Origin of the sequence: Pseudomonas sp. Sample_10 (assembly GCF_004321495.1) — a bacterium.
Taxonomy (GTDB): domain Bacteria; phylum Pseudomonadota; class Gammaproteobacteria; order Pseudomonadales; family Pseudomonadaceae; genus Aquipseudomonas.
Genome location: NZ_RCOE01000094.1, coordinates 1 through 20,887, shown reverse-complemented (window position 1 = coordinate 20,887; position 20,887 = coordinate 1). Strand labels below are relative to the sequence as shown.

At 55.8% G+C, this 20,887-nt stretch carries 33 protein-coding genes; 32 read left to right on the top strand and 1 reads right to left on the bottom strand.

Features of this window, described 5'->3' with window-relative positions; genetic code table 11:
* Positions 1 to 112 precede the first annotated feature (112 nt).
* The 30 genes from rpsJ (at position 113) to bfr (ending at position 16,088) form a co-directional block, all read left to right on the top strand.
* Positions 113 to 424 (top strand): 30S ribosomal protein S10, encoded by a 312-nt coding sequence (rpsJ, locus tag D8U18_RS08955; protein ID WP_003186070.1) that lies wholly within the window; start codon positions 113 to 115, stop codon positions 422 to 424.
* Between the two features lie 80 nt (positions 425 to 504).
* A complete protein-coding gene (rplC, locus tag D8U18_RS08950) occupies positions 505 to 1,140 on the top strand; it encodes a 50S ribosomal protein L3 (protein WP_003186059.1) in 636 nt (211 codons plus the stop codon).
* 12 nt (positions 1,141 to 1,152) lie between these two features.
* Positions 1,153 to 1,755 (top strand): 50S ribosomal protein L4, encoded by a 603-nt coding sequence (gene rplD, locus D8U18_RS08945; protein WP_003228735.1) that lies wholly within the window; start codon positions 1,153 to 1,155, stop codon positions 1,753 to 1,755.
* A complete protein-coding gene (gene rplW, locus D8U18_RS08940; RefSeq protein WP_002555488.1) occupies positions 1,752 to 2,051 on the top strand; it encodes a 50S ribosomal protein L23 in 300 nt (99 codons plus the stop codon). Before rplD ends, rplW begins: the two co-directional genes overlap by 4 nt.
* Before the next feature lie 14 nt (positions 2,052 to 2,065).
* On the top strand, positions 2,066 to 2,890 hold the full coding sequence (gene rplB, locus D8U18_RS08935) for a 50S ribosomal protein L2 (RefSeq protein ID WP_003186055.1): 825 nt from the start codon (positions 2,066 to 2,068) through the stop codon (positions 2,888 to 2,890).
* A 16-nt stretch (positions 2,891 to 2,906) separates the two neighbouring features.
* Positions 2,907 to 3,182, top strand: coding sequence for a 30S ribosomal protein S19 (gene rpsS / locus D8U18_RS08930; protein ID WP_002555486.1), 276 nt, complete (start codon positions 2,907 to 2,909; stop codon positions 3,180 to 3,182).
* Positions 3,183 to 3,193: 11 nt separating this feature from the next.
* Positions 3,194 to 3,526, top strand: a complete 333-nt coding sequence (rplV, locus tag D8U18_RS08925) for a 50S ribosomal protein L22 (protein ID WP_003103908.1) — start codon at positions 3,194 to 3,196, stop codon at positions 3,524 to 3,526.
* Between the two features lie 13 nt (positions 3,527 to 3,539).
* A complete protein-coding gene (gene rpsC, locus D8U18_RS08920; RefSeq protein ID WP_003176422.1) occupies positions 3,540 to 4,226 on the top strand; it encodes a 30S ribosomal protein S3 in 687 nt (228 codons plus the stop codon).
* Between the two features lie 12 nt (positions 4,227 to 4,238).
* Complete coding sequence (rplP, locus tag D8U18_RS08915; protein WP_003228729.1) at positions 4,239 to 4,652, top strand: 50S ribosomal protein L16; 414 nt, start codon at positions 4,239 to 4,241, stop codon at positions 4,650 to 4,652.
* A complete protein-coding gene (rpmC, locus tag D8U18_RS08910) occupies positions 4,652 to 4,843 on the top strand; it encodes a 50S ribosomal protein L29 (RefSeq protein WP_002555481.1) in 192 nt (63 codons plus the stop codon). Before rplP ends, rpmC begins: the two co-directional genes overlap by 1 nt.
* Positions 4,844 to 4,845: 2 nt before the next feature.
* A complete protein-coding gene (rpsQ, locus tag D8U18_RS08905; protein WP_003176419.1) occupies positions 4,846 to 5,112 on the top strand; it encodes a 30S ribosomal protein S17 in 267 nt (88 codons plus the stop codon).
* A 23-nt stretch (positions 5,113 to 5,135) separates the two neighbouring features.
* A complete protein-coding gene (gene rplN / locus D8U18_RS08900; protein ID WP_002555479.1) occupies positions 5,136 to 5,504 on the top strand; it encodes a 50S ribosomal protein L14 in 369 nt (122 codons plus the stop codon).
* Positions 5,505 to 5,515: 11 nt separating this feature from the next.
* The gene (rplX, locus tag D8U18_RS08895) at positions 5,516 to 5,830 is read left to right on the top strand and encodes a 50S ribosomal protein L24 (protein ID WP_003186046.1); all 315 of its coding nucleotides are present in this window, start codon (positions 5,516 to 5,518) and stop codon (positions 5,828 to 5,830) included.
* A 20-nt stretch (positions 5,831 to 5,850) separates the two neighbouring features.
* The gene (gene rplE / locus D8U18_RS08890) at positions 5,851 to 6,390 is read left to right on the top strand and encodes a 50S ribosomal protein L5 (RefSeq protein WP_003210069.1); all 540 of its coding nucleotides are present in this window, start codon (positions 5,851 to 5,853) and stop codon (positions 6,388 to 6,390) included.
* A 13-nt stretch (positions 6,391 to 6,403) separates the two neighbouring features.
* Positions 6,404 to 6,709, top strand: a complete 306-nt coding sequence (gene rpsN, locus D8U18_RS08885) for a 30S ribosomal protein S14 (RefSeq protein ID WP_003176414.1) — start codon at positions 6,404 to 6,406, stop codon at positions 6,707 to 6,709.
* Positions 6,710 to 6,918: 209 nt separating this feature from the next.
* Positions 6,919 to 7,311 (top strand): 30S ribosomal protein S8, encoded by a 393-nt coding sequence (rpsH, locus tag D8U18_RS08880; protein ID WP_003228724.1) that lies wholly within the window; start codon positions 6,919 to 6,921, stop codon positions 7,309 to 7,311.
* Between the two features lie 12 nt (positions 7,312 to 7,323).
* On the top strand, positions 7,324 to 7,857 hold the full coding sequence (rplF, locus tag D8U18_RS08875) for a 50S ribosomal protein L6 (RefSeq protein ID WP_003176412.1): 534 nt from the start codon (positions 7,324 to 7,326) through the stop codon (positions 7,855 to 7,857).
* 10 nt (positions 7,858 to 7,867) lie between these two features.
* Positions 7,868 to 8,218, top strand: a complete 351-nt coding sequence (rplR, locus tag D8U18_RS08870) for a 50S ribosomal protein L18 (protein ID WP_003186037.1) — start codon at positions 7,868 to 7,870, stop codon at positions 8,216 to 8,218.
* 3 nt (positions 8,219 to 8,221) lie between these two features.
* Positions 8,222 to 8,722, top strand: coding sequence for a 30S ribosomal protein S5 (gene rpsE, locus D8U18_RS08865; RefSeq protein WP_003186035.1), 501 nt, complete (start codon positions 8,222 to 8,224; stop codon positions 8,720 to 8,722).
* A 2-nt stretch (positions 8,723 to 8,724) separates the two neighbouring features.
* Positions 8,725 to 8,901 carry a 50S ribosomal protein L30 gene (gene rpmD, locus D8U18_RS08860; protein WP_003176408.1) on the top strand — a complete coding sequence of 59 codons (177 nt, stop codon included), beginning with the start codon at positions 8,725 to 8,727 and terminating at the stop codon, positions 8,899 to 8,901.
* Between the two features lie 3 nt (positions 8,902 to 8,904).
* Positions 8,905 to 9,342, top strand: coding sequence for a 50S ribosomal protein L15 (rplO, locus tag D8U18_RS08855; RefSeq protein ID WP_003228720.1), 438 nt, complete (start codon positions 8,905 to 8,907; stop codon positions 9,340 to 9,342).
* Positions 9,343 to 10,671 carry a preprotein translocase subunit SecY gene (gene secY, locus D8U18_RS08850; RefSeq protein ID WP_131107458.1) on the top strand — a complete coding sequence of 443 codons (1,329 nt, stop codon included), beginning with the start codon at positions 9,343 to 9,345 and terminating at the stop codon, positions 10,669 to 10,671. It abuts the gene before it with no gap.
* Between the two features lie 24 nt (positions 10,672 to 10,695).
* The gene (gene rpmJ / locus D8U18_RS08845; RefSeq protein WP_002555468.1) at positions 10,696 to 10,812 is read left to right on the top strand and encodes a 50S ribosomal protein L36; all 117 of its coding nucleotides are present in this window, start codon (positions 10,696 to 10,698) and stop codon (positions 10,810 to 10,812) included.
* Between the two features lie 130 nt (positions 10,813 to 10,942).
* Positions 10,943 to 11,299, top strand: coding sequence for a 30S ribosomal protein S13 (gene rpsM, locus D8U18_RS08840; protein WP_009045849.1), 357 nt, complete (start codon positions 10,943 to 10,945; stop codon positions 11,297 to 11,299).
* Between the two features lie 30 nt (positions 11,300 to 11,329).
* Complete coding sequence (rpsK, locus tag D8U18_RS08835) at positions 11,330 to 11,719, top strand: 30S ribosomal protein S11 (RefSeq protein ID WP_002555466.1); 390 nt, start codon at positions 11,330 to 11,332, stop codon at positions 11,717 to 11,719.
* 18 nt (positions 11,720 to 11,737) lie between these two features.
* Complete coding sequence (gene rpsD / locus D8U18_RS08830; protein WP_003176404.1) at positions 11,738 to 12,358, top strand: 30S ribosomal protein S4; 621 nt, start codon at positions 11,738 to 11,740, stop codon at positions 12,356 to 12,358.
* A 22-nt stretch (positions 12,359 to 12,380) separates the two neighbouring features.
* Positions 12,381 to 13,382, top strand: a complete 1,002-nt coding sequence (rpoA, locus tag D8U18_RS08825) for a DNA-directed RNA polymerase subunit alpha (protein ID WP_007970428.1) — start codon at positions 12,381 to 12,383, stop codon at positions 13,380 to 13,382.
* 42 nt (positions 13,383 to 13,424) lie between these two features.
* Positions 13,425 to 13,811 (top strand): 50S ribosomal protein L17, encoded by a 387-nt coding sequence (gene rplQ / locus D8U18_RS08820; protein WP_007970429.1) that lies wholly within the window; start codon positions 13,425 to 13,427, stop codon positions 13,809 to 13,811.
* Between the two features lie 208 nt (positions 13,812 to 14,019).
* On the top strand, positions 14,020 to 15,474 hold the full coding sequence (locus tag D8U18_RS08815; protein ID WP_130904022.1) for a catalase: 1,455 nt from the start codon (positions 14,020 to 14,022) through the stop codon (positions 15,472 to 15,474).
* 149 nt (positions 15,475 to 15,623) lie between these two features.
* Complete coding sequence (gene bfr / locus D8U18_RS08810) at positions 15,624 to 16,088, top strand: bacterioferritin (protein WP_056855882.1); 465 nt, start codon at positions 15,624 to 15,626, stop codon at positions 16,086 to 16,088.
* Positions 16,089 to 16,153: 65 nt separating this feature from the next.
* Here the strand turns inward: bfr and uvrA are convergent, their stop codons facing one another.
* Entirely contained in the window at positions 16,154 to 18,988 is a 2,835-nt protein-coding gene (gene uvrA / locus D8U18_RS08805; protein ID WP_056855881.1) for an excinuclease ABC subunit UvrA, read from the bottom strand.
* 191 nt (positions 18,989 to 19,179) lie between these two features.
* Between uvrA and D8U18_RS08800 the strand changes: the two genes are divergently transcribed.
* Positions 19,180 to 20,577, top strand: coding sequence for an MFS transporter (locus D8U18_RS08800; protein WP_056855880.1), 1,398 nt, complete (start codon positions 19,180 to 19,182; stop codon positions 20,575 to 20,577).
* A gap of 9 nt (positions 20,578 to 20,586) precedes the next feature.
* A partial coding sequence (ssb, locus tag D8U18_RS08795; RefSeq protein ID WP_131107457.1) for a single-stranded DNA-binding protein occupies positions 20,587 to 20,887 on the top strand: 301 nt, incomplete at its 3' end.

Below are 20,887 nucleotides of genomic sequence, written 5' to 3'. Positions count from 1 at the left end.
AGCGGGGGCTTTTTTATTGGGTTGACACCTATCTGGGGCGTCTATAGAATTGCGCCTCCTTTTAACGGGCGTATTGCGCCCGGTGGGAATAGCAGCCGGAGTCTGAAATCCAATGCAAAATCAGCAAATCCGTATCAGGTTGAAGGCTTTCGACCATCGCCTGATCGACCAATCAACCCAGGAAATCGTGGAAACCGCGAAACGTACTGGTGCTCAAGTGCGTGGTCCAATTCCACTGCCTACCCGTAAAGAGCGGTTCACCGTTCTGGTCTCCCCGCACGTCAACAAAGACGCGCGTGACCAGTACGAGATCCGTACTCATAAGCGCGTTCTGGACATCGTCCAGCCAACGGATAAAACCGTTGATGCTCTTATGAAGCTTGATCTTGCGGCCGGTGTGGAAGTGCAGATCAGCCTCGGCTAAGACTCGGTCTTAGTCGTGTAACGCTCTGAAATGGGCGGCCATAGCGGGTGAAAGCCCCGTACACTCATGAGGTTTACAACATGACTATTGGTGTAGTCGGTCGTAAATGCGGTATGACCCGTATTTTCACCGAAGAAGGTGTCTCCATTCCGGTCACGGTCATTGAGATCGAGCCGAATCGCGTCACCCAGTTCAAAACTGAAGAGACCGATGGCTATCGTGCAGTGCAAGTCACTGTCGGCGAGCGTCGCGCTTCGCGTGTAACAGCAGCTCAGGCTGGCCACTTCGCCAAGGCGAACGTTGCCGCTGGTCGTACCGTAATGGAATTCCGCCTTGAAGAAGGCGAGTACCAGGCCGGCGATCTGATCAACGCTGAAATCTTCGCCGCTGGTCAACTGGTTGATGTAACCGGTCAGTCCAAGGGTAAAGGCTTCCAGGGTACGATCAAGCGTTGGAATTTCCGCGGGCAAGATAACACCCACGGTAACTCCGTATCCCACCGCGTTCCAGGCTCTATCGGCCAGTGCCAGACTCCTGGTCGTGTATTCAAGGGCAAAAAAATGTCCGGTCATATGGGCGCTGAGCGCGTGACCGTGCAGTCCCTCGAAGTAGTGCGCGTGGACGCTGAACGCAATCTGTTGTTGGTCAAGGGCGCTGTTCCTGGCGCTACTGGCGGCAACTTGGTTGTACGTCCAGCAGCCAAGGCTCGCGGTTAAGGGGAAGCTGACATGCAATTAAATGTAAATGACGCTCAAGCGATCGAAGTTTCCGAACTGACATTTGGCGGCGAGTTCAACGAGACGCTGGTTCACCAAGCAGTCGTGGCCTACATGGCCGGCGGCCGTCAGGGTAGCAAGCAGCAAAAGACCCGTTCCGACGTTCGTGGTGGCGGTAAGCGCCCATGGCGTCAGAAAGGTACTGGCCGTGCTCGTGCCGGTACTATCCGTAGCCCAATCTGGCGTGGCGGCGGTACCACTTTCGCAGCTCGTCCACAGGATCACTCCCAGAAGCTGAACAAGAAGATGTATCGCGCAGCAATGCGTTCCATCCTTGCTGAGCTGGTGCGTACTGATCGTCTGGTCGTGGTTCAGGATTTCGCCGTTGAGACGCCGAAAACCAAAGACCTGCTGGGCAAACTGAACAACATGAGCCTGACCGACGTTCTGATCGTGTCGGACGCTGTTGATCAGAACCTGTACCTGGCTGCTCGTAACCTGCCACACGTAGATGTACGTGACGTGCAAGGTTCCGATCCAGTTAGTCTGATCGCATACGACAAGGTGTTGATCACCGTGTCGGCCGTGAAGAAATTCGAGGAGCTGCTGGGATGAACCAGGAACGCGTATTTAAAGTTCTGCTTGGCCCGCACGTTTCCGAGAAGGCTACGGTTCTGGCAGACAAGAAAGGCCAGTTCGTTTTCAAGGTTGCTACTGACGCAACCAAGCTGGAAATCAAGAAGGCCGTCGAAAGCCTGTTCAGCGTGAAAGTAGAGCGTGTTACTACCCTGAATGTTCTGGGTAAGAGCAAGCGCACTGCTCGCGGTCTGGGCAAGCGTAATGACTGGAAGAAGGCAGTTATCTCCCTTCAGCCAGGCCAAGATCTCGATTTCAGCAGCAGTGCTGAGTAAGGAAGGGGTGCATCATGGCAATCGTTAAATGCAAACCGACTTCCCCTGGCCGCCGTTTTGTGGTCAAGGTGGTCAACCAGGAGCTGCATAAAGGCGCTCCTCACGCACCGCTGCTCGAGAAGAAGTCGAAGTCTGGTGGTCGTAACAACAATGGCCGTATTACCACTCGTCACATCGGTGGTGGTCATAAGCAGCATTATCGTCTGGTCGACTTCCGTCGCAACGACAAAGATGGCATCGCTGCCACTGTCGAGCGTATCGAATACGATCCAAACCGTACTGCTCACATCGCTCTGCTGCTGTACGCAGATGGCGAGCGTCGCTACATCATCGCCCCTAAAGGCGTGAGCGCTGGCGACCAGCTGATCGCAGGTGCTCTGGCACCGATCAAGCCGGGCAACGCTCTGCAACTGCGTAACATTCCAGTTGGTAGCACCGTACACGGCATCGAATTGAAGCCAGGTAAAGGCGCGCAGATCGCTCGTTCCGCTGGTGCTTCGGCTCAGCTGATCGCTCGTGAAGGTGTCTACGTGACCCTGCGTCTGCGTTCTGGTGAGATGCGTAAAGTGCTGGCTGAGTGCCGTGCGACCCTGGGCGAAGTCTCGAACTCCGAGCACAGCCTGCGTTCGCTGGGTAAAGCTGGTGCCAAACGCTGGCGTGGCGTTCGCCCAACCGTTCGTGGTGTTGCCATGAACCCGGTTGACCACCCACATGGTGGTGGTGAAGGTCGTACCTCTGGTGGTCGTCATCCGGTATCGCCATGGGGCTTCCCGACTAAGGGCGCGAAGACTCGTGGTAATAAGCGTACCGACAAAATGATCGTCCGTCGTCGCAAGTAAATAGAGGGATACGACAGTGCCACGTTCTCTGAAAAAAGGTCCTTTTATCGATCTTCACCTACTGAAGAAGATCGAAGTGGCGGCGGAAAAGAACGATCGCAAACCAGTTAAAACCTGGTCGCGCCGTTCGATGATCCTGCCACAAATGGTCGGTCTGACCATCGCAGTACACAACGGTCGTCAACACGTCCCAGTTCTCGTTAACGAAGACATGGTCGGCCACAAACTGGGCGAGTTCGCCGGTACCCGCACTTATCGCGGGCACGTGGCAGACAAGAAAGCCAAGCGTTAAGGGGTTAGGAAATGGAAGTAGCCGCTAAGTTGTCGGGCGCTCGAATCTCCGCCCAGAAAGCCCGCTTGGTCGCCGACCAGATCCGCGGGAAGAAGGTGGGCGAAGCGCTCAACCTGTTGGCTTTCAGCAGTAAGAAAGCCGCCGAGATCATGAAGAAAGTGCTGGAGTCGGCCGTAGCCAACGCCGAGCATAACGAAGGCGCGGACGTTGATGACCTGAAGGTCAGCACCGTTTTCGTCAACGAAGGGCGTTCGCTGAAGCGCATCATGCCACGTGCCAAAGGCCGTGCTGATCGCATCGTCAAGCGGTCTTGCCATATCACTGTCAAGGTTGCTGACAAGTAACGGAGTCGAAGAGATGGGTCAGAAAGTACATCCCATTGGCATTCGCCTGGGAATCGTCAAGGAGCACACCTCCGTCTGGTACGCAGACGGTCGGACTTATGCGGACTACTTGTTCGCTGATCTGAAGGTGCGTGAGTATCTCCAAGACAAACTAAAAAGCGCGTCCGTAAGCCGTATCGATATCCATCGTCCGGCCCAAACTGCACGTATCACCATCCACACCGCTCGTCCAGGTATCGTTATCGGGAAGAAAGGTGAAGATGTTGAGAAACTGCGTCAGGACCTGACCAAGCAAATGGGTGTGCCTGTGCACATCAATATCGAAGAGATCCGCAAGCCGGAGCTCGACGGTATGCTGGTTGCGCAGAGCGTAGCTCAGCAGCTGGAGCGTCGCGTAATGTTCCGTCGCGCTATGAAGCGCGCTGTACAGAACGCCATGCGCATTGGTGCCAAAGGCATCAAAATCCAAGTGAGCGGTCGTCTCGGCGGTGCTGAAATCGCACGTACTGAATGGTATCGCGAAGGTCGTGTGCCACTGCACACCCTGCGTGCCGACATCGACTATGCCAACTACGAAGCTCACACCACTTACGGTGTGATCGGTGTAAAGGTTTGGATCTTCAAAGGCGAAGTAATTGGTGGTCGCCAAGAAGAACTGAAACCACAAGCACCAGCGCCTCGTAAAAAAGCTGCTAAGTAAGGGGTACGCCAAATGTTGCAACCAAAGCGTACGAAGTTCCGCAAGCAAATGACTGGTCACAACCGTGGCCTGGCATTGCGCGGTAGCAAAGTCAGCTTCGGCGAGTTCGCGCTGAAGTCTGTTGCTCGTGGTCGTCTCACCGCTCGTCAGATCGAGTCAGCGCGTCGTGCTCTGACCCGTCACGTAAAACGTGGCGGCAAGATCTGGATCCGTGTATTCCCGGACAAGCCGATCTCCAAAAAACCTCTCGAGGTTCGGATGGGTAAAGGTAAGGGTAACGTGGAATACTGGGTTGCCCAGATTCAGCCAGGCAAAGTCCTGTATGAAATCGAGGGTGTTTCTGAAGAGCTGGCGCGTGAGGCTTTCGCCCTGGCTGCTGCAAAGCTGCCGCTCGCCACCTCCTTTGTTAAACGGACGGTGATGTGATGAAAGCGAATGAACTTCGTGAAAAATCCGCACAGCAGCTGAACGAGCAACTGCTCGGCCTGCTGCGCGACCAGTTCAATCTGCGTATGCAGAAAGCAACTGGCCAGTTGGGGCAGTCTCATCTGCTCTCGCAAGTTAAGCGTGACATCGCTCGCGTGAAGACTGTGCTCAACCAGCAGGCAGGTAAGTAATCATGGCTGAAGCCGAAAAAACTGTCCGTACGCTGACTGGCCGTGTTGTCAGCGACAAGATGGACAAAACCATCACCGTTCTGATCGAGCGTCGCGTTAAGCACCCGATCTACGGTAAATACGTTAAGCGTTCGACTAAGCTGCACGCGCACGACGAAACCAATCAGTGCCACATCGGCGACAAAGTCACTATTCGTGAAACTCGTCCTTTGGCCAAGACCAAGTCTTGGGCGCTGGTTGATGTTCTCGAACGCGCTGTGGAAGTCTAAGGACTAGGGGTCGGAGAAATTATATGATTCAGACTCAATCCATGCTCGATGTGGCCGATAACAGCGGCGCTCGCCGTGTTATGTGCATCAAGGTGCTGGGTGGCTCCCATCGTCGTTACGCTGGTATCGGTGACATCATCAAAGTTACCGTCAAGGAAGCAATTCCTCGCGGTAAAGTGAAAAAAGGCCAAGTGATGACTGCTGTTGTAGTCCGCACTCGTCACGGCGTACGCCGTGCCGATGGCTCCATTATCCGCTTTGATGGCAACGCTGCTGTTCTTCTGAACAACAAGCAAGAGCCGATCGGCACCCGTATCTTTGGGCCAGTGACCCGTGAACTTCGTACTGAGAAGTTCATGAAGATCGTCTCGCTCGCCCCAGAAGTGCTGTAAGGAGATCCGACATGCAAAAGATTCGTCGTGACGACGAGATCATCGTGATCGCCGGCAAAGACAAAGGTAAGCGCGGTAAGGTGCTGAAGGTTCTTGCTGACAACCGTCTGGTTGTTGGTGGTCTGAACCTGGTCAAGCGTCATACCAAGCCTAACCCGATGTCGGGCGTACAAGGCGGTATCGTCGAGAAAGAAGCGCCACTGCACGCTTCCAACGTCGCCATCTTCAACGGCGAAACCAACAAGGCTGACCGCGTTGGTTTCAAAGTAGAAGACGGTAAGAAAATTCGTGTCTTCAAGTCGACCCAAAAAGCGGTTGATGCTTGAACACTGCTAGGTAGAAGACCATGGCACGACTAAAAGAGATTTACCGGAAGGAAATCGCTCCGAAACTTAAGGAAGAACTTAAGCTTTCGAACGTGATGGAAGTTCCGCGCGTTACCAAAATCACCCTGAACATGGGTCTGGGCGAAGCGATCGGCGACAAAAAAGTCATCGAGCACGCTGTTGCTGACCTGGAAAAGATCACCGGCCAGAAAGTCGTTGTGACCTACGCTCGCAAATCCATCGCTGGCTTTAAAGTCCGTGAAGGTTGGCCGATCGGCGTCAAAGTGACCCTGCGCCGTGAGCGTATGTACGAGTTCCTGGATCGTCTGCTGTCGATCTCCCTGCCTCGGGTTCGCGACTTCCGCGGTCTGAATGCCAAGTCCTTCGATGGTCGTGGTAACTACAGCATGGGCGTAAAAGAGCAGATCATCTTCCCGGAAATCGACTACGACAAGATCGATGCTCTCCGCGGTCTGGACATTACCCTGACCACCACTGCCAAGAACGATGATGAAGGCCGCGCTCTGCTGCGTGCGTTCAAATTCCCGTTCCGCAACTGATTGGAGTAGGACCATGGCCAAGATGAGCATGAAAAACCGCGAGCTGAAGCGTCAGCTCACGGTTGCCAAGTACGCCAAGAAGCGTGCAGCACTGAAAGCGATCATCGTTGATCTGAACGCAAGTCCAGAAGCGCGTTGGGAAGCTACAGTAGCCCTGCAGAAGCAGCCACGTGACGCAAGCGCCTCGCGCATGCGTAACCGCTGCCGCCTGACTGGTCGTCCGCACGGCGTTTACCGCAAGTTCGGCCTCGGCCGTAACAAACTGCGTGAAGCGGCAATGCGTGGTGACGTACCAGGTCTGGTTAAAGCCAGCTGGTAAATACTGTCAAAGTCTCGGTGTTCGGGGTCGCAAGATCCTGACCACCGGTGGCCTTGAATCTGAATCAAGCCCCTTTTGGGGCTTGATTCATTTCTGGGGTGTGTCTAGAATACCCGGCTCGCCTGAGCCCGTGTTTTATACGCTCGGAGATTCTCGGCGACACGTAGTAGCCGCAAGGCTAATTTTTCTGTATTAGGAGCGTCTAGCCCATGAGTATGCAGGACCCGTTAGCGGACATGCTAACTCGAATCCGTAATGCCCAGATGGCTGAAAAGTCCGTCGTAAGCATGCCATCTTCTACTTTGAAGGTAGCTGTTGCCAAAGTCCTGAAGGACGAAGGTTACATCGCGGGTTATCAGATCAGCAGCGAAACCAAACCACTGCTGTCTATCGAGCTGAAATATTTCGAAGGCCGTCCGGTTATCGAAGAAGTCAAGCGCGTTAGCCGTCCAGGCCTGCGTCAGTACAAGTCCGTCGAAGATCTGCCGAAAGTTCGTGGCGGTCTCGGTGTGTCTATCGTCTCCACCAACAAGGGTGTGATGACTGATCGTGCTGCGCGCGCTGCCGGTGTCGGCGGCGAAGTTCTTTGCACTGTGTTCTAAGGGGGGATAAGCATGTCTCGCGTCGCTAAGAACCCCGTTAAGCTGCCAGCCGGTGTCGAAGTAAAATTCGCAGGCCAACAGCTTTCGGTGAAGGGTGCCAAGGGCACTCTCGAACTGAACATCCATTCGTCCGTTGAGATCGTTGAAGAAGCCGGTGAGCTGCGTTTTGCTGCTCGCAATGGCGATCAACAGACTCGCGCAATGGCTGGTACCACTCGTGCGTTGGTAAACAACATGGTCCAAGGCGTAAGCCAAGGCTTCGAGCGCAAGCTCCAGCTGGTCGGTGTTGGTTACAAAGCGCAAGCTAAAGGCACAGTGCTGAACCTGGCTCTTGGCTTCTCGCACCCAGTGGATTACGAACTGCCGGAAGGCATCACCGCTGAGACTCCTAGCCAGACCGATATCCTGATCAAGGGCATCGACAAGCAGCTGGTAGGTCAAGTGGCCGCCGAGATCCGCGACTTCCGTCCACCAGAGCCGTACAAAGGCAAAGGTGTGCGCTACGCGGACGAAGTCGTCCGTCGTAAAGAAGCCAAGAAGAAGTAGGGCATAGCAAATGACCGACAAAAAAGTTACTCGACTGCGTCGCGCTCGCAAAGCACGCCTGAAAATGCACGAACTCGAAGTCGTGCGTCTCTGCGTGTTCCGCTCGTCGCAGCACATCTACGCCCAGGTCATTTCGGCCGACGGCAACAAAGTCCTGGCAAGTGCCTCGACTTTGGATAAAGAACTGCGTGATGGCGCCACTGGCAACATCGACGCGGCCACTAAGGTTGGCCAGCTGGTCGCTACGCGTGCTAAGGCCGCTGGCGTCTCGCAGGTGGCTTTCGACCGCTCTGGCTTCAAGTACCACGGCCGCGTTAAAGCGCTGGCTGATGCTGCTCGTGAAGCTGGGCTGGAGTTCTAAGTTATGTCAAATAACGACCAAAAGCGCGACGAAGGCTACATCGAGAAGCTGGTTCAAGTTAACCGCGTAGCCAAAACCGTTAAAGGCGGCCGTATCTTCACTTTCACCGCGTTGACCGTGGTTGGTGATGGTAAAGGCCGTGTTGGCTTCGGCCGTGGCAAGTCGCGTGAAGTGCCTGCTGCGATCCAGAAGGCAATGGAAGCTGCTCGCCGCAACATGATCCAGGTTGATCTGAACGGCACCACTCTGCAGTACGCAATGAAGTCCGCTCACGGCGCTTCGAAGGTGTACATGCAGCCTGCTTCTGAAGGTACCGGTATCATCGCTGGCGGCGCAATGCGTGCCGTTCTCGAAGTTGCTGGCGTTCAGAACGTTCTGGCCAAGTGCTACGGCTCGACTAACCCGGTAAACGTGGTTCACGCCACTTTCAAGGGTTTGAAAGCAATGCAGTCTCCTGAATCCATTGCCGCCAAGCGTGGCAAAAGCGTCAAGGAGATCTTCTGATCATGGCTACCGTTAAAGTTACGCTGATCAAAAGCATGACCGGCCGCATCCCTAACCACAAACTGTGTGTTAAGGGTCTGGGTCTGCGTCGCATCGGTCACACTGTAGAAGTCCAGGATACTCCCGAGAATCGCGGGATGATCAACAAGGCTTACTACATGCTGCGTGTCGAGGGTTAATCGATGAAACTCAATGATCTGAGTCCAGCGCCGGGTTCCCGTCGCGAAAAGCATCGTCCGGGCCGTGGTATCGGTAGTGGTTTGGGTAAGACTGGTGGCCGTGGTCACAAAGGTCAAACCTCCCGCTCCGGTGGCACCATTGCTCCAGGCTTTGAAGGCGGTCAACAGCCGCTGCATCGTCGCCTGCCGAAGTTCGGTTTCGTTTCCCTGAAAGCCATGGATCGCGCAGAAGTGCGTCTGTCCGAGCTGGCTAAAGTGGAAGGCGACATCGTCACCGTGCAGTCCCTGAAAGATGCCAACGTGATCAACGTCAACGTACAGCGTGTGAAAATCATGCTGTCCGGTGAAGTGACTCGCGCTGTCACTATCGGCAAGGGAATCGGCGCCACCAAAGGTGCGCGTGCGGCTATCGAAGCAGCTGGCGGCAAGTTCGAGGAATAAATGGCTAAGCAAGGTGCTCTCTCTGCGCTCGGCAAAGGCGGTATGTCTGAACTCTGGGCTCGTCTGCGTTTTCTGTTCCTGGCGATTATCGTCTACCGAATAGGCGCACACATCCCGGTTCCAGGTATCAACCCGGACCGACTCGCGGACCTGTTTCGACAGAATGAGGGGACCATTCTTAGCTTGTTCAACATGTTTTCCGGCGGCGCGCTGGAGCGGATGAGCATCTTTGCACTGGGGATCATGCCGTACATTTCGGCATCGATCATCATGCAACTGATGACCGCCGTCAGCCCGCAGCTGGAGCAGTTGAAGAAGGAAGGTGAAGCTGGGCGTCGCAAGATCGCTCAGTACACCCGCTACGGCACTGTCGTCCTCGCTCTCGTTCAGGCCATTGGCATGTCCATTGGTCTGGCGGGGCAGGGTGTTGCGTTCACTGGTGACTTTGGCTTCCATTTCGTCGCGGTATCCACTTTTGTGGCTGGTGCGATGTTCATGATGTGGCTGGGTGAGCAGATTACTGAGCGTGGTGTTGGCAACGGTATCTCGATGTTGATTTTCGCAGGTATCGTCGCCGGTCTTCCGAGAGCAATCGGGCAGTCTTTCGAGTCTGCGCGTCAGGGCGATATCAACATTTTTGCCTTGGTTGCCATCGGTTTGCTGGCAGTAGCGATTATCGGTTTCGTGGTGTTCATTGAGCGTGGTCAGCGTCGTATCGCTGTTCACTACGCCAAGCGTCAGCAAGGCCGTAAGGTGTTTGCTGCGCAGACTAGCCACTTGCCGCTGAAGGTGAACATGGCCGGTGTTATTCCGGCTATTTTCGCGAGCAGCATTTTGCTGTTCCCGGCTTCGTTGGGTGCCTGGTTCGGTCAGTCTGAAGGTATGGGCTGGTTGCAGGACATCTCGCAGTCGATCGCTCCTGGTCAGCCGTTGAATATTCTGCTGTTTAGTGCAGGGATTATTTTCTTCTGCTTCTTCTATACGGCGTTGATGTTCAATCCGAAAGACGTAGCGGAAAACCTGAAGAAGTCCGGTGCCTTTATTCCGGGCATTCGTCCAGGTGAGCAGTCTGCGCGCTACATTGATGGCGTTTTGACTCGCTTGACCCTGTTCGGTGCTCTATACATGACGGCCGTGTGCCTGTTGCCCCAGTTCCTGGTGGTTGCGGCAAACGTTCCGTTCTACCTTGGCGGGACCTCGTTGCTGATCGTCGTCGTGGTTGTGATGGACTTCATGTCCCAAGTACAATCGCACCTCGTTTCGCACCAGTACGAATCCCTGATGAAGAAAGCCAACCTGAAGGGTTACGGCAGCGGCATGCTGCGCTGACCCATAAGGTTCGAGGAGTTGGTGATGAAAGTTCGTGCATCGGTGAAAAAGCTGTGCCGTAACTGCAAGATTATTCGCCGCGAAGGTGTTGTTCGAGTAATTTGCAGCGCGGAACCGCGTCACAAACAGCGCCAAGGCTGAGTGTGATTGTGCTTCAAGCCCGGTAGCTAGTGCGCTACCGGGTTGATTATTTGTTATTACAGCGATATTATCTCGCGCCCTATTTCTTGGCTTCCGGGGCGTAGGTAGCTGTCAATTGGAGTCCCACTGAATGGCCCGTATTGCAGGCGTTAACATTCCAGATAACAAGCATACTGTTATCTCGCTGACCTACATCTATGGTGTTGGTCGCACTACTGCACAGAAAATTTGTGCAGAGACTGGGGTAAACCCAGCAGCAAAGATCAAAGATCTGAGCGACGAGCAAATTGAACAGCTGCGTGGCGAAGTGGCGAAGTTCACCACTGAAGGTGACCTGCGTCGCGAAATCAACATGAAAATCAAGCGCTTGATGGACCTCGGTTGCTATCGCGGTCTGCGTCATCGTCGTGGTCTTCCAGTACGCGGTCAGCGTACCAAGACCAACGCGCGTACCCGTAAAGGTCCGCGTAAGCCGATCCGCAAGTAATCGCCCCAGCGAATCGACAGGAATTTAATCATGGCAAAACCTGCTGCTCGTCCTCGTAAAAAAGTTAAAAAGACAGTGGTTGATGGCATCGCCCACATCCATGCATCTTTTAACAACACCATCGTGACCATCACCGACCGTCAAGGTAACGCTCTTTCCTGGGCTACCTCCGGTGGTTCGGGTTTCCGCGGTTCCCGCAAGTCCACCCCGTTTGCTGCTCAAGTAGCTGCTGAACGTGCTGGTCAAGCTGCGCTGGAATACGGCCTGAAAAACCTCGACGTCAACGTCAAAGGTCCAGGTCCAGGTCGTGAATCCGCAGTCCGCGCTTTGAACGGCTGTGGCTACAAGATCGCCAGCATCACCGACGTGACGCCAATCCCGCACAACGGGTGCCGTCCGCCGAAGAAGCGCCGCGTGTAATCCAGGAGATTGTAAAGAATGGCTCGTTACATTGGTCCAAAATGCAAACTCGCTCGTCGCGAAGGCACCGATCTCTTCCTGAAGAGCGGCGTGCGCGCGATCGAATCGAAGTGCAACATTGAAGCAGCACCTGGTATCCACGGCCAACGCCGCGGTCGCCAGTCCGACTACGGCACCCAACTGCGTGAAAAGCAGAAGGTCCGTCGTATCTACGGCGTTCTCGAGCGTCAGTTCAGCGGCTACTACAAAGAAGCTGCTGGCAAGAAAGGTGCAACCGGTGAAAACCTGCTGCAACTGCTCGAATGCCGTCTGGACAACGTTGTATACCGTATGGGCTTTGGTTCGACTCGTGCCGAATCCCGTCAGCTGGTATCGCACAAGTCGATCAGCGTAAACGGTCAGACCGTTAACGTTCCGTCCTACCAGGTTCGTGCTGGTGACGTGGTTGCTGTTCGCGAGAAAGCAAAAAACCAACTTCGCATTGTCCAAGCTCTCGATCTGTGTGCCCAACGTGGCCGCGTAGAATGGGTAGAAGTAGACACTGAGAAGAAGTCGGGCGTTTTCAAGAACGTTCCAGCTCGCAGTGATCTGTCCGCCGACATCAACGAAAGCCTGATTGTCGAGCTCTACTCCAAGTAAGGGCTAGAAAATAGGTGCATCCATGCAGATTTCGGTAAATGAGTTCCTGACACCCCGCCACATTGATGTGCAGGTTGTCAGTCCAACCCGCGCCAAGATCACTCTCGAGCCTCTCGAGCGTGGTTTTGGCCACACCCTGGGCAACGCGCTGCGCCGCATCCTGTTGTCCTCAATGCCTGGCTGTGCAGTAGTCGAGGCCGAGATTGACGGTGTGCTCCACGAGTACAGCGCCATCGAAGGTGTACAGGAAGACGTAATTGAAATCCTGTTGAACCTTAAAGGTCTGGCTATCAAGCTGCACGGCCGTGACGAAGTTACGCTGACCTTGTCGAAGAAGGGTTCGGGGGTGGTTACCGCTGCCGATATTCAGCTGGATCATGATGTCGAGATCGTTAACCCCGATCACGTAATCGCTAACCTGGCGTCTAACGGCGCCCTGAACATGAAGCTCGTAGTAGCTCGTGGTCGTGGTTATGAACCAGCAGACTCGCGTCAGAGCGATGAAGACGAAAGCCGCAGCATCGGTCGCTTGCAGCTTGACTCTTCGTTCAGCCCGGTTCGCCGTATCGCTTACGTGGTGGAAAACGCCCGTGTCGAACAGCGTACCAACCTGGACAAGCTGGTTATTGATCTGGAAACCAACGGTACCCTGGATCCTGAAGAGGCTATCCGTCGCGCTGCAACCATTCTGCAACAGCAGTTGGCTGCGTTCGTCGACCTCAAAGGTGACAGTGAGCCAGTGGTTGTCGAGCAGGAAGACGAGATCGATCCGATCCTGCTTCGCCCGGTTGACGATCTGGAACTGACTGTACGTTCGGCTAACTGCCTTAAGGCGGAAAACATTTACTACATCGGCGACCTGATTCAGCGTACCGAAGTAGAACTGTTGAAGACTCCGAACCTGGGCAAGAAATCCTTGACTGAAATCAAGGACGTTCTGGCCTCCCGCGGTCTGTCCCTCGGCATGCGCCTCGACAACTGGCCGCCTGCAAGTCTTAAGAAGGACGACAAGGCGACTGCCTGATCGTCGTAATCACCGAACGTAGTGTTTGGTAAGGAATGAACCATGCGTCATCGTAAAAGTGGTCGTCACCTCAGCCGCACCAGCTCGCACCGCAAGGCCATGTTCCAAAACATGGCGGTGTCGCTGTTCGAGCACGAGCTGATCAAAACTACTCTGCCAAAAGCTAAAGAACTGCGCCGCGTTGCCGAGCCGCTGATCACTTTGGCCAAGACAGACAGCGTTGCTAACCGCCGCCTGGCTTTCGACCGTACTCGTTCGAAAGCTATCGTTGGTAAGCTCTTCAACGACCTGGGCAAGCGTTACGCTACCCGTGAGGGTGGCTACCTGCGCATCCTCAAGTGCGGTTTCCGCGCTGGCGACAACGCGCCTATGGCGTACGTCGAGTTGGTTGATCGTGCTACTGCTGGCGAAGCTGTATCCGCCGAGTAAGACGTCAGTCTGAAACAAAGAACCGGGCCTAGCGCCCGGTTTTTTGTGTCCGCTTCAAAAGCCCGCCGAGCCGCCTATAAATTGAAGAGTGATCAGGTTTCTCTATCGATTTATATCAGTCAATGAATTAGAAGATGTCATCTCGATCGTCAATACTTCCTTTCAGCCGTTTAGCCGGCAGTTCAAGACCGACAAAGGAAGAGATCGCATGAGCCAAAACAAAACGCTTACCACCGCCAGTGGCGCTCCTGTCGCCGATAACCAGAATTCCCGATCCGCCGGTCCTCGTGGCCCGCTGCTGCTCGACGATTTTCATCTGATCGAGAAGCTTGCCCACTTCAATCGTGAAAACATCCCGGAACGCCGTGTACACGCCAAAGGCTCGGGCGCTTACGGTACCTTCACCGTGACGCGTGACATCACTCAGTTCACTAGCGCCAAGCTGTTCGAGACTGTAGGTAAGCAGACTCCGACGTTTCTGCGGTTCTCAACCGTTGGTGGTGAGCGTGGTTCGGCAGACACCGAACGTGACCCCCGCGGCTTTGCCTTGAAGTTCTATACCGAAGAAGGTAACTGGGACATTGTCGGCAACAACACACCGGTGTTTTTCATTCGAGATCCGCTGAAATTCCCGGACTTTATCCACACGCAAAAGCGTCTGCCGCAGAGCAACCTCAAGAGTGCGCAGGCGATGTGGGATTTCTGGTCGCATTCTCCAGAGGCATTGCATCAGGTCACGATCCTGTTTTCAGATCGCGGCATCCCTGATGGTTACCGTCACATGCACGGCTTTGGTAGCCACACGTATAGCCTGATCAACGCCAGTGGCGAGCGTCATTGGGTCAAGTGGCACTACAAGACCCGGCAGGGCATCAAGAATCTGGCACCGGCAGATGCAGCGCGTCTGGCCGGGACGGATCCTGATTACGCTCAGCGCGACCTGTTTGAGGCCATCGAGCGCGGTGACTTTCCGAAATGGAGCGTGTGCATTCAGATCATGACGCAAGCTCAGGCTGCCGCACATTATGAAAACCCGTTTGATGTCACCAAAACCTGGTCGCAGAAAGAGTTTCCGCTGATCGAGGTCGGTGAGCTGGAACTCAATCGCAACCCGCTCAATTACTTCGCTGAGGTTGAGCAAGCCGCATTCGGTCCTAGCAATATGGTGCCGGGTGTTGGTCTGTCGCCGGATCGCATGCTGCAAGGCCGAGTATTCGCGTATGCGGATGCACATCGCTACCGTGTTGGTACCAACCACCAGCAACTGCCAGTGAACGCGCCTCGCAGTCCTGTAAACACCTATCAGCGTGATGGCTCCATGGCTTTTGGAAGCAATGGCGGTGCGGCACCGAACTACGAGCCGAACAGCTATGTGGAGGCACCTAAACAGGCGCCTCGTTATGCCGAGCCTGCGTTGGCTGTAAGCGGGGCTGCCGATCGCTATGACCATCGTGAGGACACCGACTACTACAGCCACGCTGGTGCACTTTTCCGATTGATGAGCGATGAGCAGAAAAACTTGCTGGTCAGCAACATCGCTGGAGCAATGGCAGGTGTGTCGAGTGATGTGGTCGACCGGCAGTTGCAGCATTTCTTCAAGGCCGACCCGGCGTATGGAGAAGCAATCGCAACGCTACTCAACGTACAGCTTAACGAAGTCTAAATGAGAAGCAGAACCGCCCTTATTAGGGCGGTTTTTGCGTTATTTCAGCTGGTTTTCTCAGAATATCTTCGCTTTTATTGCGTCTGCCGAGTGACGTTGCAGCCCGGTTGGTTCAAACTACAGACTTTAAAGCAGGGAGATGTAGGGCGATGCAAGGCCACCCAGACGTTATCGATTACCTCAACACGTTGCTGACCGGCGAGCTGGCCGCGCGTGATCAATATTTCGTCCACTCGCGGATGTATGAGGACTGGGGTTTCACCAAGCTCTACGAACGTATCAACCATGAAATGGAAGAAGAAGCAGGTCATGCTGATGCGCTGATGCGTCGCATCCTGATGCTAGAAGGCACACCGCGCATGCGTCCGGACGACCTCGATGTCGGCACCACCGTACCGGAAATGCTCGAAGCGGATCTGCGTCTCGAGTACAAAGTTCGCGCCGCTCTGTGCAAAGGTATTGAGCTTTGCGAGCAGCACCAGGATTACGTTAGCCGCGAAATGCTACGCATCCAGCTCAACGACACCGAAGAAGATCACACTTACTGGCTGGAGAAGCAGCTGGGTCTGATCAAGTTGATCGGTCTCGAGAACTACCTGCAATCCCACACCTGATCTCAGCGAATACAAAAAAGCCCCTGTCACCGATAAAGTGACAGGGGCTTTTTCATTGCGTCAGGTCAGGCGCGATCACGCTCCAGCAGCGGCTTGAGGTAGTAACCCGTGTGAGACTGCTTCATTTCGGCCACCTCTTCGGGTGTGCCGACCGCAATGATCTGTCCACCCTTTGACCCGCCTTCCGGCCCCAGATCCACCAGCCAGTCGGCGGTCTTGATCACGTCCAGGTTGTGTTCGATGACGACGACTGTGTTGCCGTGGTCGCGCAATCGATGCAGTACGTCGAGCAGTTGCTGGATGTCCGCGAAATGCAGCCCTGTCGTCGGCTCGTCAAGGATGTACAACGTCTTGCCGGTATCGCGCTTGGAGAGCTCGCGGGACAGTTTGACCCGCTGGGCCTCACCACCGGACAAGGTTGTCGCCGATTGCCCCAGCTTGATGTACGACAGGCCGACGTCCATCAACGTTTGCAGCTTGCGCGCCAGCGCCGGTACAGCGTCGAAGAACTCACGCGCTTCCTCGATGGTCATCTCAAGCGTTTCATGGATGCTCTTGCCCTTGTATTTGATCTCAAGGGTTTCACGGTTGTAGCGTTTGCTCTTGCAAACATCGCATGGGACATAGATGTCGGGCAGAAAGTGCATTTCAACCTTGATCAAGCCATCGCCCTGGCAAGCTTCGCAGCGACCGCCCTTCACGTTGAAGGAGAAACGCCCGGGGCCATAACCGCGGGAACGTGATTCAGGCACGCCAGCGAACAACTCGCGAATCGGCGTGAACAAACCGGTGTAAGTCGCGGGGTTGGAGCGCGGCGTGCGACCGATCGGGCTCTGATCGATGTCGACAACTTTGTCCAGATGCTCCAGTCCCTTGATGCTGTCGTGGGCCGCGGCTTCCAGCGTGGTTGCGCCATTCAGAGCCGTGGCGCTCAGTGGGAAAAGCGTGTTGTTGATCAGCGTCGATTTGCCCGAGCCGGAGACTCCGGTCACGCATGTCAGCAGGCCGATCGGGATTTCCAGGTCGACATTGCGCAAGTTGTTGCCGCGAGCGCCCTTGAGCGACAACGACAACTTCTTGTTGCGGGGCGTGCGTTTGGCGGGTACCTGGATTTTCACCCGGCCCGACAGGTACTTGCCGGTCAGGGAGTCCGGGTGGGCCATGACTTCGGCCGGTGTACCTTCGGCGACGATATGACCGCCGTGAACCCCGGCGCCTGGGCCGATATCCACCACGTAGTCGGCCAGACGGATCGCATCTTCGTCGTGTTCGACGACGATCACCGTGTTGCCGATGTCGCGCAGGTGCTTGAGGGTACCCAGTAGCCGGTCGTTATCACGCTGGTGAAGGCCGATCGATGGTTCGTCGAGGATGTACAGAACGCCCACCAGCCCAGCGCCGATCTGGCTCGCCAGACGAATACGCTGCGCTTCACCACCGGACAGCGTGTCCGCGCTGCGATCCAGCGACAGATAGTCGAGGCCGACGTTGACCAGGAACTGAAGGCGTTCGCGGATTTCCTTGAGAATCTTGTCGGCGATTTCCCCGCGACGGCCGGTCAGTTTCAGGCCACCGAAGTAGTCACAGGCATCGCCGATCGGCAGATTGGTGACTGCCGGCAAGGTTTTCTCACCGACCCACACATGCCGCGCCTCACGGCGCAAGCGTGTACCGCGGCAGTCCGGACACGACTGGGTGCTGAGGAACTTGGCCAGTTCTTCACGCACCGAGGCCGATTCGGTTTCGCGGTAGCGCCGCTCCAGATTCGGCACAATGCCTTCGAACGGGTGCGAGCGTTTGACGATGTCGCCACGGTCGTTCAGGTACTTGAAGTCGACGTTCTGCGAGCCACTGCCGTGCAGGATCTGCTTTTGCTGATCGGCCGGCAGTTCGTTGAATGGCACTTCCAGACTGAACTTGAAGTGGGAGGCCAGTGACCCGAGCATCTGGAAGTAATAGACGTTGCGGCGGTCCCAGCCACGTATCGCGCCTTCGGCCAGCGTCAGTTCGCCATTGACCAGCCGCTTGATGTCAAAGAACTGCTTCACACCCAAACCATCGCAAGTCGGGCAGGCGCCGGCCGGGTTGTTGAAGGAAAACAGCTTCGGTTCGAGTTCGCTGATGGCGTGACCGCAAATCGGGCAGGCGAAGCGTGCGGAGAAGATCATCTCTTCGCCGGGCTCGTCGTCCATCGGCGCCACGAGGGCGATGCCGTCCGCCAGTTTCAGTGCGGTCTCGAAGGATTCGGCCAGACGCTGCTGCAGGTCGGGACGGACCTTGAACCGGTCGACCACGACATCAATGGAGTGCTTCTTCTGTTTGTCGAGCTTGGGCGCTTCGTCCAGCTCATACAGCTTGCCGTTGATCCGGGCGCGTACAAACCCTTGGGCGCGCAGCTCTTCAAAGACCGACAGATGTTCGCCTTTACGCTCGCGGATGACCGGGGCCAACAGCATCAGTTTGCTGCCCTCTGGTTCGGCGAGGACCAGATCGACCATCTGGCTGACAGTCTGCGCTTCCAGCGGAATGTCATGGTCCGGGCAACGCGGAATACCCACGCGTGCATACAGCAAACGCAGGTAGTCGTAGATTTCGGTGATGGTGCCGACGGTCGAGCGCGGGTTGTGGGAGGTCGATTTCTGTTCGATGGAGATCGCGGGCGAAAGGCCTTCGATGGTGTCGACGTCGGGCTTTTCCATCATCGACAGGAACTGGCGGGCATACGCCGACAGCGATTCGACGTAGCGGCGCTGGCCTTCGGCGTACAACGTGTCGAACGCCAGGGAAGACTTGCCGGAGCCGGACAGGCCGGTGATGACGATCAGCTTGTCCCGTGGCAGGGTCAGGTCGATGTTCTTCAGGTTGTGGGTACGGGCCCCACGAATCAGGATCTTGTCCAAAGTGGCCTCGCTCGGCGGGCGTCGAAAACGTAGGAGTATACGGCCAAATACTGGATGGATGCACACTATCGAATGATGTCATTGCAGGCTTACATGAAAGCTCTGTCATCTACACGCGGCAAAGCGTCGCGATATACCCTGCCAATCGATGGGACTGGTAGAATCGCCGCCGGTTCACATGAGGTTTTTCCATGCACGATCCCCACAGCGAACGCATGAGTGGCAGCGAGACCCGCGCAGCGAGCGGTCTGGCCCTGGTGTTCGCCTTCCGTATGCTTGGCATGTTCATGGTGTTGCCGGTGCTGGCGACCTATGGCATGGACCTGGCAGGCGCGACCCCGGCCCTGATCGGGCTGGCGATTGGCGCTTATGGCCTGACCCAGGCGATTTTCCAGATTCCCTTTGGTTTCATTTCCGACCGTATCGGTCGCCGCCCGGTGATCTACCTTGGGCTGATCATCTTCGCCCTGGGCAGCGTATTGGCGGCCAACGCCGATTCGATCTGGGGCGTGATCGCCGGTCGCATCCTGCAGGGCGCCGGGGCGATTTCCGCAGCGGTCATGGCGTTGCTGTCGGACCTGACCCGCGAACAGCACCGGACCAAGGCCATGGCCATGATCGGTATGACCATCGGTCTGTCGTTCGCCGTCGCCATGGTCGTGGGGCCATTGCTGACCCGTGCCTTCGGCCTGTCCGGGCTGTTTCTTGCCACGGGCGGCATGGCGCTGTTGGGCATTGTGATCGTGATGTTCATGGTGCCGCGCTCCACCGGGCCGTTGCAGCATCGCGAGTCCGGCGTGGCGCGCCAGGCTTTGATTCCTACCCTCAAACACCCGGACCTGCTGCGTCTGGATCTGGGGATTTTTGTCCTGCATGCAATGCTGATGTCGAGCTTCGTTGCCTTGCCGCTGGCGCTGGTGGAAAAAGCCGGGCTGCCCAAGGAGCAGCATTGGTGGGTGTACCTGACTGCGTTGCTGATTTCTTTCTTCGCCATGATTCCGTTCATTATCTACGGCGAGAAGCGACGCAAAATGAAACGAGTTTTACTCGGCGCCGTCGTGACGCTGATGCTCACTGAGCTATTCTTCTGGCAGTTTGGCGATAGCTTGCGGACTCTGGTGATCGGTACGGTGGTGTTCTTCACCGCGTTCAATCTGCTAGAAGCTTCACTGCCATCGCTGATCAGCAAGGTTTCACCGGCCGGCGGCAAAGGCACGGCGATGGGGGTGTATTCCACCAGTCAGTTCCTCGGATCGGCATTGGGCGGGATACTCGGCGGCTGGTTGTTCCAGCATGGCGGTTTGTCGGTTGTCTTCCTGGGATGTGCCGGGCTGGCTGCACTTTGGTTGGTCTTTGCTGTTACCATGCGCGAACCTCCCTATGTAACGAGCCTGCGCTTGCCGTTGTCGCCCGAAGCGATTCGTGAAGCTGGCCTGATCGAGCGCCTCAAGGCCGTCGTAGGGGTAACAGATGCAATTGTCGTTGCCGATGAAGCCGCCATTTACATCAAACTGGACACAGAATTATTGGATCGCACCACTCTCGAGCGTCTGGTGAACAACCCGGCCGCGACAGCGTGCGAAGCCTAGGAGAACGCAATGGCCCGTGGGGTTAACAAAGTCATATTGGTCGGCACTTGCGGCCAGGATCCTGAAGTTCGCTACCTGCCCAATGGCAACGCCGTGACCAACCTGAGTCTGGCGACCAGCGAGCAATGGACTGACAAGCAAACCGGTCAGAAAGTCGAAAAGACCGAATGGCACCGTGTGTCGATGTTCGGCAAGGTCGCAGAAATCGCTGGCGAGTACCTGCGTAAAGGTTCGCAGGTCTACATCGAAGGCAAACTGCAGACCCGCGAGTGGGAAAAAGACGGTATCAAGCGTTACACCACTGAAATCG

Excerpts from the sequence above, each read along its gene's own strand:
- rpsJ (WP_003186070.1), top strand. The coding sequence starts at position 113 with ATGCAAAATCAGCAAATCCGTATCAGGTTGAAGGCTTTCGACCATCGC.
- rplC (WP_003186059.1), top strand. The coding sequence starts at position 505 with ATGACTATTGGTGTAGTCGGTCGTAAATGCGGTATGACCCGTATTTTC.
- rplD (WP_003228735.1), top strand. The coding sequence starts at position 1,153 with ATGCAATTAAATGTAAATGACGCTCAAGCGATCGAAGTTTCCGAACTG.
- rplW (WP_002555488.1), top strand. The coding sequence starts at position 1,752 with ATGAACCAGGAACGCGTATTTAAAGTTCTGCTTGGCCCGCACGTTTCC.
- rplB (WP_003186055.1), top strand. The coding sequence starts at position 2,066 with ATGGCAATCGTTAAATGCAAACCGACTTCCCCTGGCCGCCGTTTTGTG.
- rplV (WP_003103908.1), top strand. The coding sequence starts at position 3,194 with ATGGAAGTAGCCGCTAAGTTGTCGGGCGCTCGAATCTCCGCCCAGAAA.
- rpsC (WP_003176422.1), top strand. The coding sequence starts at position 3,540 with ATGGGTCAGAAAGTACATCCCATTGGCATTCGCCTGGGAATCGTCAAG.
- rplP (WP_003228729.1), top strand. The coding sequence starts at position 4,239 with ATGTTGCAACCAAAGCGTACGAAGTTCCGCAAGCAAATGACTGGTCAC.
- rpmC (WP_002555481.1), top strand. The coding sequence starts at position 4,652 with ATGAAAGCGAATGAACTTCGTGAAAAATCCGCACAGCAGCTGAACGAG.
- rpsQ (WP_003176419.1), top strand. The coding sequence starts at position 4,846 with ATGGCTGAAGCCGAAAAAACTGTCCGTACGCTGACTGGCCGTGTTGTC.
- rplN (WP_002555479.1), top strand. The coding sequence starts at position 5,136 with ATGATTCAGACTCAATCCATGCTCGATGTGGCCGATAACAGCGGCGCT.
- rplX (WP_003186046.1), top strand. The coding sequence starts at position 5,516 with ATGCAAAAGATTCGTCGTGACGACGAGATCATCGTGATCGCCGGCAAA.
- rplE (WP_003210069.1), top strand. The coding sequence starts at position 5,851 with ATGGCACGACTAAAAGAGATTTACCGGAAGGAAATCGCTCCGAAACTT.
- rpsN (WP_003176414.1), top strand. The coding sequence starts at position 6,404 with ATGGCCAAGATGAGCATGAAAAACCGCGAGCTGAAGCGTCAGCTCACG.
- rpsH (WP_003228724.1), top strand. The coding sequence starts at position 6,919 with ATGAGTATGCAGGACCCGTTAGCGGACATGCTAACTCGAATCCGTAAT.
- rplF (WP_003176412.1), top strand. The coding sequence starts at position 7,324 with ATGTCTCGCGTCGCTAAGAACCCCGTTAAGCTGCCAGCCGGTGTCGAA.
- rplR (WP_003186037.1), top strand. The coding sequence starts at position 7,868 with ATGACCGACAAAAAAGTTACTCGACTGCGTCGCGCTCGCAAAGCACGC.
- rpsE (WP_003186035.1), top strand. The coding sequence starts at position 8,222 with ATGTCAAATAACGACCAAAAGCGCGACGAAGGCTACATCGAGAAGCTG.
- rpmD (WP_003176408.1), top strand. The coding sequence starts at position 8,725 with ATGGCTACCGTTAAAGTTACGCTGATCAAAAGCATGACCGGCCGCATC.
- rplO (WP_003228720.1), top strand. The coding sequence starts at position 8,905 with ATGAAACTCAATGATCTGAGTCCAGCGCCGGGTTCCCGTCGCGAAAAG.
- secY (WP_131107458.1), top strand. The coding sequence starts at position 9,343 with ATGGCTAAGCAAGGTGCTCTCTCTGCGCTCGGCAAAGGCGGTATGTCT.
- rpmJ (WP_002555468.1), top strand. The coding sequence starts at position 10,696 with ATGAAAGTTCGTGCATCGGTGAAAAAGCTGTGCCGTAACTGCAAGATT.
- rpsM (WP_009045849.1), top strand. The coding sequence starts at position 10,943 with ATGGCCCGTATTGCAGGCGTTAACATTCCAGATAACAAGCATACTGTT.
- rpsK (WP_002555466.1), top strand. The coding sequence starts at position 11,330 with ATGGCAAAACCTGCTGCTCGTCCTCGTAAAAAAGTTAAAAAGACAGTG.
- rpsD (WP_003176404.1), top strand. The coding sequence starts at position 11,738 with ATGGCTCGTTACATTGGTCCAAAATGCAAACTCGCTCGTCGCGAAGGC.
- rpoA (WP_007970428.1), top strand. The coding sequence starts at position 12,381 with ATGCAGATTTCGGTAAATGAGTTCCTGACACCCCGCCACATTGATGTG.
- rplQ (WP_007970429.1), top strand. The coding sequence starts at position 13,425 with ATGCGTCATCGTAAAAGTGGTCGTCACCTCAGCCGCACCAGCTCGCAC.
- D8U18_RS08815 (WP_130904022.1), top strand. The coding sequence starts at position 14,020 with ATGAGCCAAAACAAAACGCTTACCACCGCCAGTGGCGCTCCTGTCGCC.
- bfr (WP_056855882.1), top strand. The coding sequence starts at position 15,624 with ATGCAAGGCCACCCAGACGTTATCGATTACCTCAACACGTTGCTGACC.
- D8U18_RS08800 (WP_056855880.1), top strand. The coding sequence starts at position 19,180 with ATGCACGATCCCCACAGCGAACGCATGAGTGGCAGCGAGACCCGCGCA.